General features: G+C 56.6%; 12 protein-coding genes. 9 read left to right on the top strand and 3 right to left on the bottom strand.

What is annotated here, in order from left to right; translation table 11 throughout:
* Positions 1-15: 15 nt before the first annotated feature.
* Positions 16-2,145, top strand: coding sequence for a kelch repeat-containing protein (locus QEH57_RS06160; RefSeq protein ID WP_309005815.1), 2,130 nt, complete (start codon positions 16-18; stop codon positions 2,143-2,145).
* A 156-nt stretch (positions 2,146-2,301) separates the two neighbouring features.
* Positions 2,302-2,586, top strand: a complete 285-nt coding sequence (locus QEH57_RS06155) for a hypothetical protein (RefSeq protein WP_309005814.1) — start codon at positions 2,302-2,304, stop codon at positions 2,584-2,586.
* Positions 2,587-2,616: 30 nt separating this feature from the next.
* Here the strand turns inward: QEH57_RS06155 and QEH57_RS06150 are convergent, their stop codons facing one another.
* On the bottom strand, positions 2,617-4,131 hold the full coding sequence (locus QEH57_RS06150; RefSeq protein WP_309005813.1) for a hypothetical protein: 1,515 nt from the start codon (positions 4,129-4,131) through the stop codon (positions 2,617-2,619).
* Between the two features lie 456 nt (positions 4,132-4,587).
* Between QEH57_RS06150 and QEH57_RS06145 the strand changes: the two genes are divergently transcribed.
* Both QEH57_RS06145 and QEH57_RS06140 read left to right on the top strand, forming a co-directional pair.
* Entirely contained in the window at positions 4,588-5,628 is a 1,041-nt protein-coding gene (locus QEH57_RS06145; RefSeq protein ID WP_309005812.1) for a vanadium-dependent haloperoxidase, read from the top strand.
* Positions 5,629-5,716: 88 nt separating this feature from the next.
* A complete protein-coding gene (locus QEH57_RS06140; RefSeq protein WP_309005811.1) occupies positions 5,717-6,493 on the top strand; it encodes a GDSL-type esterase/lipase family protein in 777 nt (258 codons plus the stop codon).
* On the opposite strand, the gene QEH57_RS06135 is transcribed toward QEH57_RS06140, so the two are convergent.
* The gene (locus QEH57_RS06135; protein WP_309005810.1) at positions 6,490-7,161 is read right to left on the bottom strand and encodes a fumarylacetoacetate hydrolase family protein; all 672 of its coding nucleotides are present in this window, start codon (positions 7,159-7,161) and stop codon (positions 6,490-6,492) included. The genes QEH57_RS06140 and QEH57_RS06135 overlap by 4 nt on opposite strands.
* A gap of 195 nt (positions 7,162-7,356) precedes the next feature.
* On the opposite strand from QEH57_RS06135, the gene QEH57_RS06130 reads away from it, so the two are divergent.
* The 5 genes from QEH57_RS06130 (at position 7,357) to QEH57_RS06110 (ending at position 12,671) form a co-directional block, all read left to right on the top strand.
* Positions 7,357-8,859, top strand: coding sequence for a DUF3466 family protein (locus tag QEH57_RS06130; RefSeq protein ID WP_309005809.1), 1,503 nt, complete (start codon positions 7,357-7,359; stop codon positions 8,857-8,859).
* Between the two features lie 197 nt (positions 8,860-9,056).
* The gene (locus QEH57_RS06125) at positions 9,057-9,536 is read left to right on the top strand and encodes a type II secretion system protein (protein ID WP_309005808.1); all 480 of its coding nucleotides are present in this window, start codon (positions 9,057-9,059) and stop codon (positions 9,534-9,536) included.
* Between the two features lie 107 nt (positions 9,537-9,643).
* Positions 9,644-10,618, top strand: a complete 975-nt coding sequence (locus QEH57_RS06120; protein ID WP_309005807.1) for a GSCFA domain-containing protein — start codon at positions 9,644-9,646, stop codon at positions 10,616-10,618.
* Entirely contained in the window at positions 10,615-11,646 is a 1,032-nt protein-coding gene (locus QEH57_RS06115) for a hypothetical protein (RefSeq protein WP_309005806.1), read from the top strand. Before QEH57_RS06120 ends, QEH57_RS06115 begins: the two co-directional genes overlap by 4 nt.
* Before the next feature lie 281 nt (positions 11,647-11,927).
* Positions 11,928-12,671, top strand: a complete 744-nt coding sequence (locus QEH57_RS06110; protein ID WP_309005805.1) for a TLD domain-containing protein — start codon at positions 11,928-11,930, stop codon at positions 12,669-12,671.
* 368 nt (positions 12,672-13,039) lie between these two features.
* Here the strand turns inward: QEH57_RS06110 and groL are convergent, their stop codons facing one another.
* Positions 13,040-14,683: a chaperonin GroEL gene (groL, locus tag QEH57_RS06105; RefSeq protein WP_343224754.1), complete on the bottom strand. Its 1,644-nt coding sequence runs from the start codon at positions 14,681-14,683 to the stop codon at positions 13,040-13,042.
* Positions 14,684-14,709 lie beyond the last annotated feature (26 nt).

The following is a 14,709-nucleotide window of genomic DNA, read 5'->3' as shown; positions in this document are numbered from 1 at the left end:
CACAACAAAACACCCATGAAATCGAAAACAAGGCTCACCCAACCAATTCACGACCGAAAAAGTTCACCCTACGGATGGTTGAAGCTGGTCGTCGGGTTGTTAGCACTGACCTCTTCCGCGATCCTGCAAGGACAAGACGACCTGCCCTTCAGCAGCGGTTCGACTGGCGCTGACGGCCCCCTTATCGTACCTCCACATCCAATCACCCGACAAGGGCATGTCCTCGGCTATGACCCAGTAAACGAACAATACGTTATGTTCGGCGGTTACTGGGGCAACAGCTACTATCCTGAAACCTGGGTCACCAGCGATCCCACACTCGGTTGGACTGAAGTAGAAACCGACACCTTCGTATCCGGCCGCGCCAACGCAGCGATAGCGTGGGACTATCTAGGAGAACGGCTCGTCATGTTCGGCGGCTATCGAGCCGACGGCACCAAACTGGACGACATGTGGGCTTGGGACGGGACGGACTGGACTCAAATAGCAGTCGACACTCCTACACCACGCGATTGGCACAGCTTGGTCTCCGATCCGGTCACGAAAAAGATGTGGATAGTCGGCGGCTACTCAGCAACAAACCAGCAACTCAACGACGTCTGGGAATGGGACGGAACGGACTGGAGCGACCTCGGCAACACCGGAATAACCCCAAGCAGAAGCCACCAATACGCGAAAGCCATCTATAACGAAGCAGACTCGTCGATCCTGCTTTACTCGGAGAACTACCGCAAAACCTACAAATACGAATCCGGAGCTTGGTCCGAGATTGCCACCGGCAGTTCACCAGATGTGGGTTGGGGCTACACCTTCGTCTACGACCCAACGAGAGAATCAGGCATCATATTCGGAGGAACCTCAGACCGAGATCAAACCTGGGAGTTCAAGAACGGAGATTGGTCCATAATCAATACGTCAAATATTCCAACACGCCGTTACAATCACGCTGCAACATACGATTCCGTTAACCAGCAGATCGTAATAATTAACGGATACATGGACGCTTTCAGCAACTCCGTCGCCAACGAATACGGTTACGACGCGTGGTCCTTTTCTACCGGAGAATGGACCTACCTAACCGGACGGCTCTACTACTTCGACATGACCGAGAAAGCCGATGGTATCTGGAATTTCACCACAATCGACATCCCTTCAAACATAGAGATGCGATTCACCAAGAACGCCGCCAATACGCCCGTCGTTTGGCTGGCTACCGGCGCAGTGAACATAGGGGGTATCCTTCGTCTCGACGGCCAGAACGCAAAGAGCAATGACGGTTCCGACAACTACGCCTTGGGAGGTCCAGGAGGGGCGCCCGGTGGTCTGGGAGCCATTCGCAGGGACGTTTCAGGTAACTATGCGGGCACCCCAGGACAAGGAGCCGGAGGCGGCGCCCCGGGAGTCACCTCCGGTCAATACGGATCCGACGGGAATTTCAAAGATACCTACGGCAACACTTTGCTGCTCCCCTTGGTCGGCGGTTCCGGCGGTGGCGGTGGTGCCTCTACCGATACCGGAAACGGCGGACACGGCGCCGGCGGGGGCGGCGCAATATTGATCGCTTCCGATCTCGATATCACCATTAACGGACATATCAATACCGATGGAGGCGACCAGACATGGGGCGGCGGAAGTTACGGTGGACATGGTTCCGGAGGAGCCATCAAGCTCATGGCGGACCGGGTGCAAGGCTCGGGAGTCCTCTGGGCTCGGGGCGGTCGCGCTTATTCGGACGCGCGAGCTGGTCGAATCAGAATTGAAGCCTTCTTCCGCCCTCTCGCCGCAAAGGCCACTCCTCCAGCGACCGCTACGGCTCCCATCGCGGCGCCTGACTTCGGCGATATTCCCACCCTCACCGTAACAAGCGTCGATGGGGAAAACGTGGCACTGCCTCCCTCCGGAAACCTGCAAACTCCCGACGTGGTCTTTACCGCTGCGGGCACTGTATCCATTTTAGTGGACAGCGAAAACATCCCCGAGGGCACTCCCGTGACGCTTCGTATCACCACTAGCGGAGAAATCATCACGCTGCCAGCGGTGGACGATCCGGACGTCACCGTCGACGCCAACGGTCAAGCGACCTTCGAAGCAACCGTTCCAGCCGGACTCGGAACCATCCAAGCCTTCTCGGAATTCACCCCCTAGAGCCTATAGAGGTCCGAGTTCGAAGCCTTGTTTTTATTAATCGATTTCAAACGGGACTTGGAGCATGTTACGCATGCTTCAAGTCCCTTTTATTGTTCGAGCATATCCTAGCGCCTCATTTCGTAGTAGTCGCCGTCTTTAATAATCTCCAAACAGATGGATCCAGAAGTCAGAAAACTAGCCAAGACCCGCCCGTGGGAAGGAATCGTTGTCTCGCTGGGGCTAGCGATACTGCTCGGCCACAGCCTTGCCACCGGCAGCATTCGTTTCGGCAACAGCCGCTACCGCGAACCTGTCGTGATGAGATACGAGGAACAGCCCGTCGATTTTATAATAGTCATGGGGATCGTTGCCACCATTCTCGCAGGAGCTGTGGCATACACGATATTTCGCTTTCGCAAACGCGCGAAATTTCGACGAGAGGACGGCGACAGCGGATAGGTATCCGCCACAGTTCAGCAACATCCGACATTAAAGATCCGCGCCTTCCTGTTCTATTCCCTCATCGTCCGTTTCCTCAAGCGCCTCGCCTGACTCGTCTGGAATCTCTACATTCACGACTTGCCGTATTCCTTCCACCCACAAGGTCGCCAAAGTTTCAATTTCAGCTTTGCCGTAGCCAGCCCCGGGACGAATCCGCTCCCGGACGTACAACATGCGAACCCGCTCGATCTTGCGCGGCCCATCCACTCGCCGATTCCAACGACTAACGAAATACTCCAAGAAATCGTCCCGCAAACTGCGGTATTTCTTTTTGCTTAGCGCTGAAAGAAATTTCGTCCAGCGGCGGTCCGGCAAACGATCGGTAAACAACTGAGGGCGTCGTAGAGTGAACGGTTCGCTCGGATTGAGCAGGTCGATGGAGTCGCCGTTCGCTAACTGAGCCTCAAGCGCGTACCATTTCGATGTTCGCGGTGGGTTGGCGGCAAACATGCCCCAGCTTTGGCGGAGCTTCGCCGCGTACATGACCTGCTTCACCCAGTCCGGCGTATGCTGCTTCAAAGGAGAGTCCGGCAGGCCCCTCAAATTCCAAAACAGGACCAATGCCAGCGCCGTTCCAGTCAACACCGCCGCGCCCCTCCCCGGCCTAATTATTTTTCCGCCACACCCGCGCATCGATACGGCTTCGCGTCGCAAGACCTCCACCCCACGCTTCCACGGCCCATCTCTCCAAAGTCGCTCGGACAACCTCCAGAATTGCCCCGGCAGCAGAGCGAGGCACGCCGCCGTGGAGACAAAAGGGAAAAGGGCCAGGTCCAGCGTAAGATAAAAAGATAACTGCATCAGGCTGTATCCAAAAATCGCCGCCATTCGCGTCAGCCCGTTGGCAAAGGGGCAAAGCAAAAGCAGGCAGCCGAACCACTCCCAATGCCACGTGAGTTTGCTGATAAACGGCAGGAGCCCCTCGAACTGCGACAGCCAAACCGCCCCCGCTTTGATCAAGCTCATGTTCATTACAACATAGCCGACAGCCTCCCCACTTTTCCAAAGGCCTCCCGTTTTCAACATAACAGTGAAGGCGTAGAGAAACACGACCTGCAGCATCAAAGCCATCCCTGGAATTCCGACGTAGCGATTGGTAACTGGAAACGTCCCCACGCCGTCCTTGCTCAGCAAGGCATCCAAGGACCAACGCCCGTTTAGCGGGAGAAACATCGCCCAGAATACAAGAAGGGATAAAAGCGTATCGCCCCCGTTCAACACCAACGGATTTCGATGCTGTAGGGAAATCAGCAGAATCCAGCACAAAAGGCTCGCCCAACGCGTCCAGAGACCAGCCATCAACAGGAGCGCGGTCGCCGCATTGATTAACATCAAAGCCACGACTTGAGACGTTTCGCCCAACATCATATAGACAGAAAACGACCAAGGGCGGTTCGTCAGCGCCAGCAGATCCGTTCGAGAAAAAGCGCCCGCGTCGCTGAGGAAAAGCTCCGCATAAGGAATGCGGTTCACCAAATCGTAGAGAATGATTCCTCCGATCAAGATTCGGAAAACTGCGATTGATCTAAGGTCGAGCGCTATGGAGGAGGAAAACCGAATCATGCCAGGAGAAACAAAGGCTCTAGGACCTCAACCTGCTGCATTTTCCGATCGTTCGCAACAGCGAAAACGAATGCCACCTTATGACACAAAAACCCTCGCAAACAGCCCCACGTGAAACATAATTCCGTATCGCCTTAAATCATGAAAGCACTTGAGCATAGATTGGAAAAGCCAGCGAAAGCCCTCCTCCTTTTTGCGTTTTCCAACCTTTGGGCCTGGTCCCTCCAGGCCAGCTCCCCAGCGGATCGCATGTTAGATTGGACTCCTGTCATAGGAGAAGCGATACAAACCTCAACCGCTGCTCCTTGCCTAGCATCTCGCAATCTCGCGATCATATACACCTCAGCCTTTGAAGCTGCCAACGCCCCAGCGCCCCGGTACCGATCCTACCTCCGTTTGCCTGCCCCAAAGACAGCGAACATATTCCCTGAACTAGCCAGCCTTTCCGCCCTCAACCTCGCCTCCAAGACGCTCTTCCCCAGCCAGAAAGGGCACTTCTCCAAACTCTACAACGCCCAGCTTGCAGAGCTGCAAGCTCTCGTACCCGAAGAATCATGGAGCGTTTCCATCGAATTCGGGGAATCCGCGGCCAAGGAAATGCTCGCCCACCGTTCCGACGACGGATCGACCTCCTCCCAAACCTACTACCCGAGGGACGAAATCGGAAAATGGAAACGCACCCCGCCCAGCTATCGCCCTCCGGAACTTTCCTACTGGCAGCGCACTCGCCCCTTCGCCCTCGAAAGTTCCGACCAGTTTCGCCTGCCCCCACCCTATCCCCTCGACTCGCCCGAATACGCCGCCGCCCTACAAGAGGTTCGAGAATTCGGAGCCATCGATTCCAAAGTCCGAACTGAAGACCAAACCGAGATCGCAAAGTACTGGTCCTGCTTCTCCTACACTTCCACCCCTGCAGGCCATTGGTTCGAGATCGCCAGCCGAACCGCCAGCGAAAAGGAAATGGACCTGCTGGACTCCCTCCGCTTGCTCGCCCTCATCAACCTTTCCATGGCCGATGCCGGTATCGCTTGTTGGGATACGAAGTACCACTACGAATCCTGGCGGCCTATCCAAGCCATCCGCCAAGCCGACCAAGACGGAAACCCGGCCACTCAGCCCGATCCGGATTGGAACTCCCTGCTCGAGTCGCCTCCACATCCTGAATACACTTCCGGGCATGGAGCCTTCAGCGGAGCGGGCGGACGCATCATGGAACTGTTCTTCGAAAAGGACGGCCCCTATTCCTTCTCCACCACCAGCAGCAGCTTGCCGGGCGTAGTGCGGAGCTATTCGAGCATCGCGGAGTGCACCGACGAAATTTGCGACAGTCGCCTCTACGGCGGAATCCACTTTCAATACTCCAACCTGCGCGGGCGCGATCTCGGAGAACTCGTGGCAGATTACGTATACGAACGCCTGCTTCTCCCGCTCCCGTAAAAATACGGTTCCATGGCTTGATTCTCGACACCCTTTGCTCGTTGCCTAGCGTTCGCGGACGTCTGCCTGATTGAGAGACGACTCCGCCATGAGACCATCGCGACACCTAATTGCCTACGCCCTCCTCGCCCTAGCGCTCCTCGCTTCCCTAGCCGGTAACTACTTCCTCTTCCAAAAGGCCATCCTCTTCTACGCTCGCGAAGCCCAGGTCCGCATCGAACCGATCAGCGATCGCTACGCAGAAGAAAACGCCCACCTCCGCGCCCAAGAGAAAAGCAAGCCGCGCATCGTCATGTTCGGCGAATCGCGCTGCGGCATGTGGCGAGCTTATCCGGCGAGCAATTGGGGCGACATCGAAATCGTCAATCGCGGCATCGGCGGCGAAACCACGCCGCAAATCATTCGTCGCCTCGAAGACGACGTGCTCTCCCTCGACCCCGACGTCGTCATCCTCCAAATGGGCGACAACGACTTGAAAACCATGGCCGTACTTCCGGGAACACGGGAAAGGACCATCGAGCAAACCTACGACAACATAACCGCTATCGCAAAACGACTAAGCGAAAACGGTATCCAAGTTATTATTACAACAATTTTCCCACCTGCCCCCATCGAACTCCTGCGGGCCCCTCTTTGGTCGGACGAAGTCAACGAAGCGATCGACATCGTAAACCAACGCTTGCTCGCATTCTCCTATCCACGCGTCGAGATCGCGAACTGCGACCCGATCCTGCGCGACGGCAAGTATATCAAAGCCGAATACTCGATCGACACCTTGCACCTCAAGAAGGCCGGCTACCAAGCCCTCAATCAAGGGCTCGAACCCATCGTCACAAAAGCGATTCTCGCCAGCGCCGCCCGCTAGTCCGCCCCTTGGGCCTCCCAAGAACAACGGACCAACTCTTTGCCGGAGCAAAGAACCACCCCCTCGAAGCGACTTCCCGCCGACACCCGTCCTACGCCAGCCGGCGTGCCCGTCATCACGATATCGAAATCCTCGAGATCGGTAACGGCAAGGAGCTCATCCAGAATCTCCTGCGGCTTGTTGATCATCTGCTTCACGCCACCTTCCTGGGCCAAAACCCCATCGATCCAAAGCTGCAACGACAGGTCCTCCATCGCTCCCTCGAAAGGAACGAAGGCGCTGAAAAGCCCAGCTCCACGAAAAGCCTTGCTGCGCTCCCAAGGCAAACCCTCCGCCCTCAAGCGCCCCTGGAGTTCCCGCTTGGTCAAATCCAAGCCGAAGCCAACGTAACGAAATTGGCCTTCCTCCACCCCAAAGCAGATTTCGCCCTCGTAGTGCAAAGCTTCGCCATCCTCCGCCCTCAGAACCGAACCGATCGACGCATTCGGCTTGAAAAAGAGAACCATCTGCTCGGGAATCGCATTGCCGAGCTCCTCGATGTGCTCAACGTAGTTTCGTCCCACGCACAGCAACTTCGAAGGAAATCGCTCCACCCCTGAAAAATTGACCGCTTTCATCGCGAACCAACAAACCGCCAAGCCATCCCCCTTCCAATGCAATTCTGGCAAAGGATCCAGAAAAGCGTCGGGTTTTCTGACATCCGGAAATTACTCAGCGAAGATGAACGGCAATACTCAAACGCTCCTTACACCCTGACATACAGCAACTTACAAGCCACAAAACGCAGGCTCCAGATTGTGGCGCAAGGCCTGCAAAACCAAGGCACGGGACTGCTTATCCCACATTGCTAAGGAGAAAAACATATGCGCCATTCGACACGATCAACTGCCTCATCACTCGCCGCCCTCGCTATCGCGGGCTCGCTCAGCCTTATCACCCTCGCGACCGCCCAAGTCCGCTACGAACTGGTCGTCCCAGAGGTGCTCGGCAATCCCGTCAACCGGGTGAGTGCAAAAAGCAACGAGATCAATGAAAATGGCGAAACCCTCCTGAACCGCGTCAGCACCTTCGCAGTTTGGAAGGACGGGGCCATCACTCACATCGCCAGCGGACTCAGCGACTACCCTGGCACCTTTTCCAGCCTAAACGCCTCCTCCATCAATCGCTTCCAGCAAGTCGTCGGCAGCAAGACCTACCTTCAACGCAACGCAGAGAGCGCTTCCACGGAAGAGTTTCCCACCTACAACCCGGAAAACACCCACTTCGATACCTTCCCTTTCTATTGGGATCCCAGCAACGGTATCGTGGACCTCGACGAGTTGGGCAACCGCAGCGAATCGGGCGGCGGCACCACCCTGCTCTACGAAATCAACGAAAACGGACTCGCTCTCGGCACCACCCTCCGCTTCGAAGGCAACCTAGCTGCCGGCAATCAGGCGTTCACCTGGTCCTTCGAATCAGGCCGCAGCGATATCGAACCGCTTGACGCGATCGACGGCTACAGCGTCACCACTCCTCAAGGCCTCAACGCTCAAGGCACCGTCGTCGGCACCTACCGCAAATTCGCAGCTAGCACCGAAAGCTACCACGAGCGCGCCTTCTTCTTCGACCCCGCCACCGGTTCCCAAGACCTCGCGGAGGTCGACGCCGAATTCTTCAGCGGCGACCACTACACCGCCCGCGACATCAACGACGCAGGAGCCCTCGTCGGCGAGCGCGACCAGATCGCCTACTTCTACGACCTCGAGCGCAAGGAAGGTTACGCGATCGCCAGCGCCAACGGATCCGCCCGAGCCACCAAAGCCCATGCCTTGAACGACCTCGACGTAGTCGCCGGTACCGCCGACAACTCCGGCCAAAACGGTTTCTCGCCCTTCGTCTGGACTCGCAGCACCGGCGCGGTCGACTTGCTTCCGCACATCGAAAACCGCCTCCGAGGCCTCCTTCCCGAGGGGATCGACCCCGCCGCCTGCAAGATCACTCCCAAAGCGATCAACAACGGCGCCCTCATCTCCGCAAGCCTCGAGACTTCCACCACCTTCAGCCGCGAAATCATCCTCCAGCCCGTTCTCGATTTCCGCTGGGCTTCCAAGCGCCTCACCAGCGAAAACGGCGTCGAAGGCGTGCTCTACGTACACGACAAGACGCAGCTCGGCGAAACCATCCCAGCCGCAGCTCTCGGCTACAGCATTGCATTCGAATGCAGCTCCGACATGGCGAACTGGAACGCGATCTCTGCCGAAAACGACGGGATCCGCCACACCGAGACCGAAACGTCCATCGAACTCTTCCTTCCCTTCTCCGACTGCCTGTTCGTACGCCCCGTACTCAAGAGCCTCGCCTCGGACTTGGACGCGGCCCTCTAGCGAAAGGCCCAGGAAGGCCCGCCCTTACTCGTGGCGCCGAGCCCACCTAGCCCCCGAAGCAATCTCCACATATTCTCCTAGTGTCGATCCGCAAAAGCTTCGAGCCTGCGCCAGTCCTGCCGATTTAAGGGGCACAACACTGATGTGGGATTCTGAAAGATGCCTCCCCTCAGAAGGCAACTCCAAGAATCCAACGCATGTCCATCCGCAGCTTCTCCAAATCCTCCCGCAAAAAAGGGCTCACCATTATCGAGCTCATCGTCGTCGTGACCATTATCGGACTGATGGCTGCCATCGCGATACCCGCCTATACGCAGTCGCGCCAAAGCTCCATCGCCACCAGGACTGCCAACGACTTCCGCAAGTTCGCCGAACAGTTCAACCACTACGCCCTACAGAACGGAACTTGGCCCGAAGACGGGCTTCCAACCACCGTACCCAGCGGAATGGAACCCTACCTGTCCGATAGCGTCTGGCCCAAAGAGACTCCCGTCGGCGGCTACTGGGACTATGATTTCGCTGCATTCGGATTCACCGCAGGCGTTTCGATCGACGCCACGACTTTAGGAGACTCTGTTCTCCAAGCAATCGATGGCCTCATGGACGACGGAAACTTGTCGACCGGGATCATGATCAAGACCGACGGAAATCGACTCTCCTACATCTTGGAGCAATAGCCACAAAGGCAGCCGCTCGCGGTCCTCTTTGTTGACGAAGCGCCCGGCCCGCTTAAGACGGATGCTGCTCCGCTGAGAACCGATTTCCATCAGCGGCGCCTTTCGCCGTGAAATTCAGGACCCCAGTCAACCTTACGCCGTCGAGCAGAAGCTACTCTCACGCTGATACCTTCGTATCCCTCGGATCCTGCTTCGCGGCCGAAATTGGAGACCGGCTCGACCAGTCACTCTTCGATTGCCTCACCAATCCCCTCGGCAACCTCTTCAACCCGCTAGCTCTCGCGGAGACCTTGATTCGAGCCATCGAAGACCAGGCCTTCCAGCCCGAGGAATTCTTCGAACACCAGGAGCTCTGGCGACATTTCCTCGTGCACAGTTCCCTAGCCTCCACCCAAAAAGAGGAGAGCCTAAAGCGAGCCAATTCCAATCTCTCCACGCTTCGCAGCAAACTCCTAGCCTGCGACCTCCTCATCCTAACCCTAGGCTCTGCTTGGGTATATCAAAAGGATGGATACGCCGGATACATCGGCCACAACCACAAACTCCCCGCCTCAACCTTCACTAAAAGGCGCCTCGCTCCGGACGAAATATCGCTTACCCTTGGAAGAGCCCTCCGCCTCATCTCCAAGCTCAATCCCGAGCTCAAAATTTGCATCACCGTTAGTCCCGTTCGCCACACTAGAGACGGCCTGCACGAAAACAACCTCAGCAAAGCTAGCCTACTGCTCGCCGTTGACCAACTGCGCCGCGACTTCCCCGCCATCAGCTATTTTCCCGCTTACGAACTGTTGCTCGACGAGCTACGCGACTATCGTTTCTTCGCCGACGATCTAACCCATCCAAGCAAGCAAGCGACCGACTATATCTGGGAAAAGTTTCTAGAAAGCTATATCGGCGATGCCTGTCGCTTTCAGATCGAGGAAATCGAAACGATCACTGCGATGCTGAACCACCGTCCCCAACATCCGGATACCCAGCAGTACACTACCTTCAAAGCAAGCTTGCGAAAGAAGATCAGGCTACTCGCCACGAAGCTCCCCAGGGCCGCCGAACTCGAGAAACGCTGCGACTTGCTGCCATGAACGTGAAGGAGCTTCCTCCAGAAATCCGAGCGGAAATCGATCCGGAGCTCGCGAAACCTACTCGCGTCCATCCCATCGCGCGCTCGCAGTACGCGAACCTGTGGATCAAGAGAGAAGACGAACTCAGCTCCGGAATTAGCGGTGGCAAGCTCCGGAAATACGCGAGCTTGATCCCCTACCTGAAACGCCAGCAAATCGATACCGTGGGCATGATCGGAGGCCCGAACTCCAACAACCTCGTCGGCCTCGCTCAGTTGCTGCGGGAGAACGGAATATCCCCCCTCGCGTTTCTGCGCGAAGCAGCCGACCCGCAACTCCGTGGCAATGCCCTGCTGCTTGCCCTGCTGCTCGCCCCCCACGAAACCGAAACCATATCGCGTCGTTCCTGGGACAATGTGGAAGGCTTGGCCCGCCAACGCCTTCAGAATCTGGAAAAACAAGGCTCTCGCGCCCACCTCCTGCTCGAAGGCTGCTACGGCTTCCCCGCCTTGCTCGGGACCTTGACCTTGCCTGAGGATATCCTCCGCAACGAGCGAGACTGCCAACAAACCTTCCCACGCATCTACATCGATTGCGGCACCGGCTTGAGCGCTATCGGGCTAATCCTCGGCTTGGAACGTCTGCTCGGAAGCGATTCCCGCAATCGAGAAGTCGTCGTCACCCTTATCGCCGAAACGGAATCTGGATTCTTGGAAAAACTCGCGGAAATGCGGGCCTGCCTCGAAAAGGCGTACCCAATTACCCATGACAGCAGGGTGAATATTCGCTTCCTCCAACCAAATCTGTCTCCAAAATTTGGATCCATCAGCAAGGCGCTTTTCGACGAATGCCGTACCATCGCGCGAGAAACGGGCCTGATCATGGACCCGACCTACTCCGTGAAGCACTTTGCAGCAGCCGCAGCCGATCATAACAAAGACGGCCAAAGCGCTGCTCCCTCCCTCTTCGTATTCAATGGATCCGCCCTCGGTATCTGCGGATTCCAAGACAAGCTAGCGAACTCCGTAAATCTCCTAGAGTCCGACTGAGCAAAGAACTGGCTCCCCACTCAGGGAAAGAGCTAAGCAAGCAACCCAGTCGAATCCACCGCAGCGGCGTTCCCCTGACGGGAAAGCCTAGCTCTTAACCTGAGCGAAGGCAACACAGAGCGCTAGTACCTACTCTTAATTACAGGCCTAGCTAGGGGACGATGGTAAAACAGTATTCAAAATCCTTCATTCCACTAGTAATTAGGGACTTACAGCCGTACAATAACTTACGAAACATCAGAATGCACTTTGTCCCAAACAACACAAAGCGCGTGCTCGTTGTGTTGATAGCGACACTGGCAACGAGCACCGCTAATTTCGCAGCCAACGAACGCGAAGCAGAACACCTTGCCATCGTGAAGCAATGGCTGCCCTTCTACCGGGCCAACTTGCAATTGATTTTCGAATACGACGCAGAGGACGAAGACTCGGACGAAGTCACATCCGAACAGCTCCACAAGGCGATCGACAAGGCCGGACCAACTGTGACCATCGCCGAAGTGCAGACCGCTTTCGAAACGGAGCCTCGATACATTGGCGGATACAATCCCTACAAGTGGAAAACGTGGATGGGTCGCTACGAGTCGAACGCCGGCCGCTTCGTCTTCGACCTGAAAAAGGAAAAGCGATGGGAACGCACGACCAAGCGGGTCGGTAGCTTCAAGGCCTCGCCCTCCGAATACGGGCTTTCGTTCGGAAACGGCGACCTCGTCATCCACCCGGACCTAAAAACCGGAAGCGCCCAAGACCACACTTTCGCCCCTCCTTCCAACAGTTCCGTCCTCACCGGACAATCAGGCGAGTTTCTCGTCAAAAACCTGAAGGTCTATCGGGTCAGCAAGGAAGACGAAGCGCTCGCTTACGCGCCGCCGCATCCCCTCGCGCGCTCCTACAACCAAGGACCCAGTCCCAGCTACGGAGCAAGCCCCAATCCCGTCCCAGACCACTCGGGCTTCCTATTCGAAACAATCGCTGCCCTGCTCTCCCTTAGCCTCTTCGCAGCCTTGTTCCGCAGGAACTCATAAAGAGCGAGGGCGGCCCCCAAGCTGCCATTCGTCCCCCGCACCGTCATGCCACCCGATTCGGTGAACCACAAAAAAACGTTCATCACCCTTTTGCGGGGAGACGCTCTCGAGTGTAGGGCTGGCGCCATGGGAGGCGTAGCTCGGAGAGCGTAGACCGCTCGCGCTAGGCCGCCATGCAGGATACTAGAGCAAGGATCTGCGGCACGTCGCAAGCAGCCTTCGCTCCTTACGCTTCGTCTCCCACGGCGACGGTCCTCCTAATAACCGGCGATCCCACTGCTTTTGGTGACGAACCACAAAAAAAGCGGCCCCGATTTACGGGACCGCTTGAGAAGTAATAGGTTTATTGGCGTGTATCAGGGAATGGACTACATCATGCCGCCCATGCCACCCATTCCGCCCATGCCGCTCATATCGGGAGCGCCGCCAGCGGACTTATCTTCTGGGAGGTCAGTGATCATACACTCTGTAGTGAGCAGCAGACCGGAGATGGAAGCTGCGTTCTGAAGCGCGGAGCGAGTCACCTTAGTTGGGTCGACAACACCAGCCTTGAGCAGGTCTTCGTAAGTGTCGGTCGCAACGTTGTAACCCATGTTGCCTTCCTGGGAAAGCACTTCCTTGACGACAACAGAACCTTCGATGCCGGCATTCGCGCAGAGCTGACGGATCGGACCTGCAACTGCAGTCTTGATGATCTGAGCGCCGATCGCTTCGTCGCCTTCCAGCTTGAGCGAATCGATAGCCTTCGCAGCGCGGAGGAGAGCGACACCGCCACCTGGGACGATACCTTCTTCAACCGCAGCACGAGTTGCGTGGAGAGCATCCTCAACGCGAGCCTTCTTTTCCTTCATGTCTGGCTCGGTAGCAGCGCCGACGTTGATCACTGCAACACCACCAGCGAGCTTCGCGAGGCGCTCTTGGAGCTTTTCGCGATCGTAGTCGGAAGATGTTTCTTCGATCTGGCGACGGATGAGCTTTACGCGGCCTTGGATGTCGTTGGCAGAACCAGCGCCTTCGACGATGGTGGTGCTTTCCTTGTCGACAGTAACGCGCTTGGCAGTACCGAGGTCGGAGAGCTGAACGTTTTCGAGCTTGAGACCGAGGTCTTCGGTGATGCAACGACCACCTGTGAGAACCGCGATGTCTTCGAGCATCGCCTTGCGACGGTCGCCGAAACCAGGAGCCTTAACCGCGCAGACGTTGAGCGTGCCGCGGATCTTGTTGACCACGAGCGCTGCAAGAGCTTCGCCTTCGATGTCCTCAGCGATGAGGAGGAATGGCTTGCCAGTCTTCGCAACAGCCTGGAGGAGCGGAAGCAAGTCGTTGAGGTTGGAGATCTTCTTCTCGTGGATGAGGATGTACGCGTCCTCGAGAACCGCTTCCATTGTCTCACTGTCAGTCGTGAAGTAAGGAGAGAGGTAGCCCTTGTCGAACTGCATACCTTCAACGACGTCGAGAGTCGTTTCCATGGACTTGGCTTCTTCAACGGTGATCGTTCCGTCCTTGCCAACCTTGTCCATAGCGTCAGCGATGATGTCGCCGATGGTCGCATCCCAGTTTGCGGATACAGTCGCAACCTGCTTAACCTCTTCGCGGGACTCAACCGCCTTGGAGATCTTCGCGAGTTCCGCTACAGTCACTTCAACCGCCTTGTCGATACCACGCTTGAGGTAGATCGGGTTGCTGCCAGCCGTTACGTTCTTGAGACCTGCACGGTAGACAGACTCGGCGAGAACGGTCGCAGTCGTCGTTCCGTCACCAGCGGAATCGGAAGTCTTGGAAGCGACTTCGCGAACCATCTGGGCGCCCATGTTTTCGTATGGGTCTGGAAGCTCGATTTCCTTGGCAACGGTGACCCCGTCCTTAGTGACGTTTGGAGAACCAAACTTCTTGTCGATGACGACATTACGACCCTTAGGGCCGAGAGTTACCTTTACCGCCTTAGCGAGAGTTTCAACACCGCGGAGTACCGCTTGACGTGCCTTTTCATCAAATAGCAATTGCTTAGCCATTATAGTATATTTGTGTAATTGATTGT

The organism is Pelagicoccus sp. SDUM812005 (genome assembly GCF_031127875.1).
In the GTDB taxonomy this organism is placed as follows: Bacteria; Verrucomicrobiota; Verrucomicrobiia; order Opitutales; family Opitutaceae; genus Pelagicoccus.
The sequence above is the reverse complement of the archived record's forward strand: the minus strand, read 5'-3'. Positions and strand labels throughout refer to the sequence as shown.

Bases quoted from the DNA above. Each gene is read 5' to 3' on its own strand.
- QEH57_RS06115 (WP_309005806.1), top strand. From the start codon at position 10,615: ATGAACGTGAAGGAGCTTCCTCCAGAAATCCGAGCGGAAATCGATCCG.
- groL (WP_343224754.1), bottom strand. From the start codon at position 14,683: ATGGCTAAGCAATTGCTATTTGATGAAAAGGCACGTCAAGCGGTACTC.
- QEH57_RS06130 (WP_309005809.1), top strand. From the start codon at position 7,357: ATGCGCCATTCGACACGATCAACTGCCTCATCACTCGCCGCCCTCGCT.
- QEH57_RS06125 (WP_309005808.1), top strand. From the start codon at position 9,057: ATGTCCATCCGCAGCTTCTCCAAATCCTCCCGCAAAAAAGGGCTCACC.
- QEH57_RS06160 (WP_309005815.1), top strand. From the start codon at position 16: ATGAAATCGAAAACAAGGCTCACCCAACCAATTCACGACCGAAAAAGT.
- QEH57_RS06155 (WP_309005814.1), top strand. From the start codon at position 2,302: ATGGATCCAGAAGTCAGAAAACTAGCCAAGACCCGCCCGTGGGAAGGA.
- QEH57_RS06140 (WP_309005811.1), top strand. From the start codon at position 5,717: ATGAGACCATCGCGACACCTAATTGCCTACGCCCTCCTCGCCCTAGCG.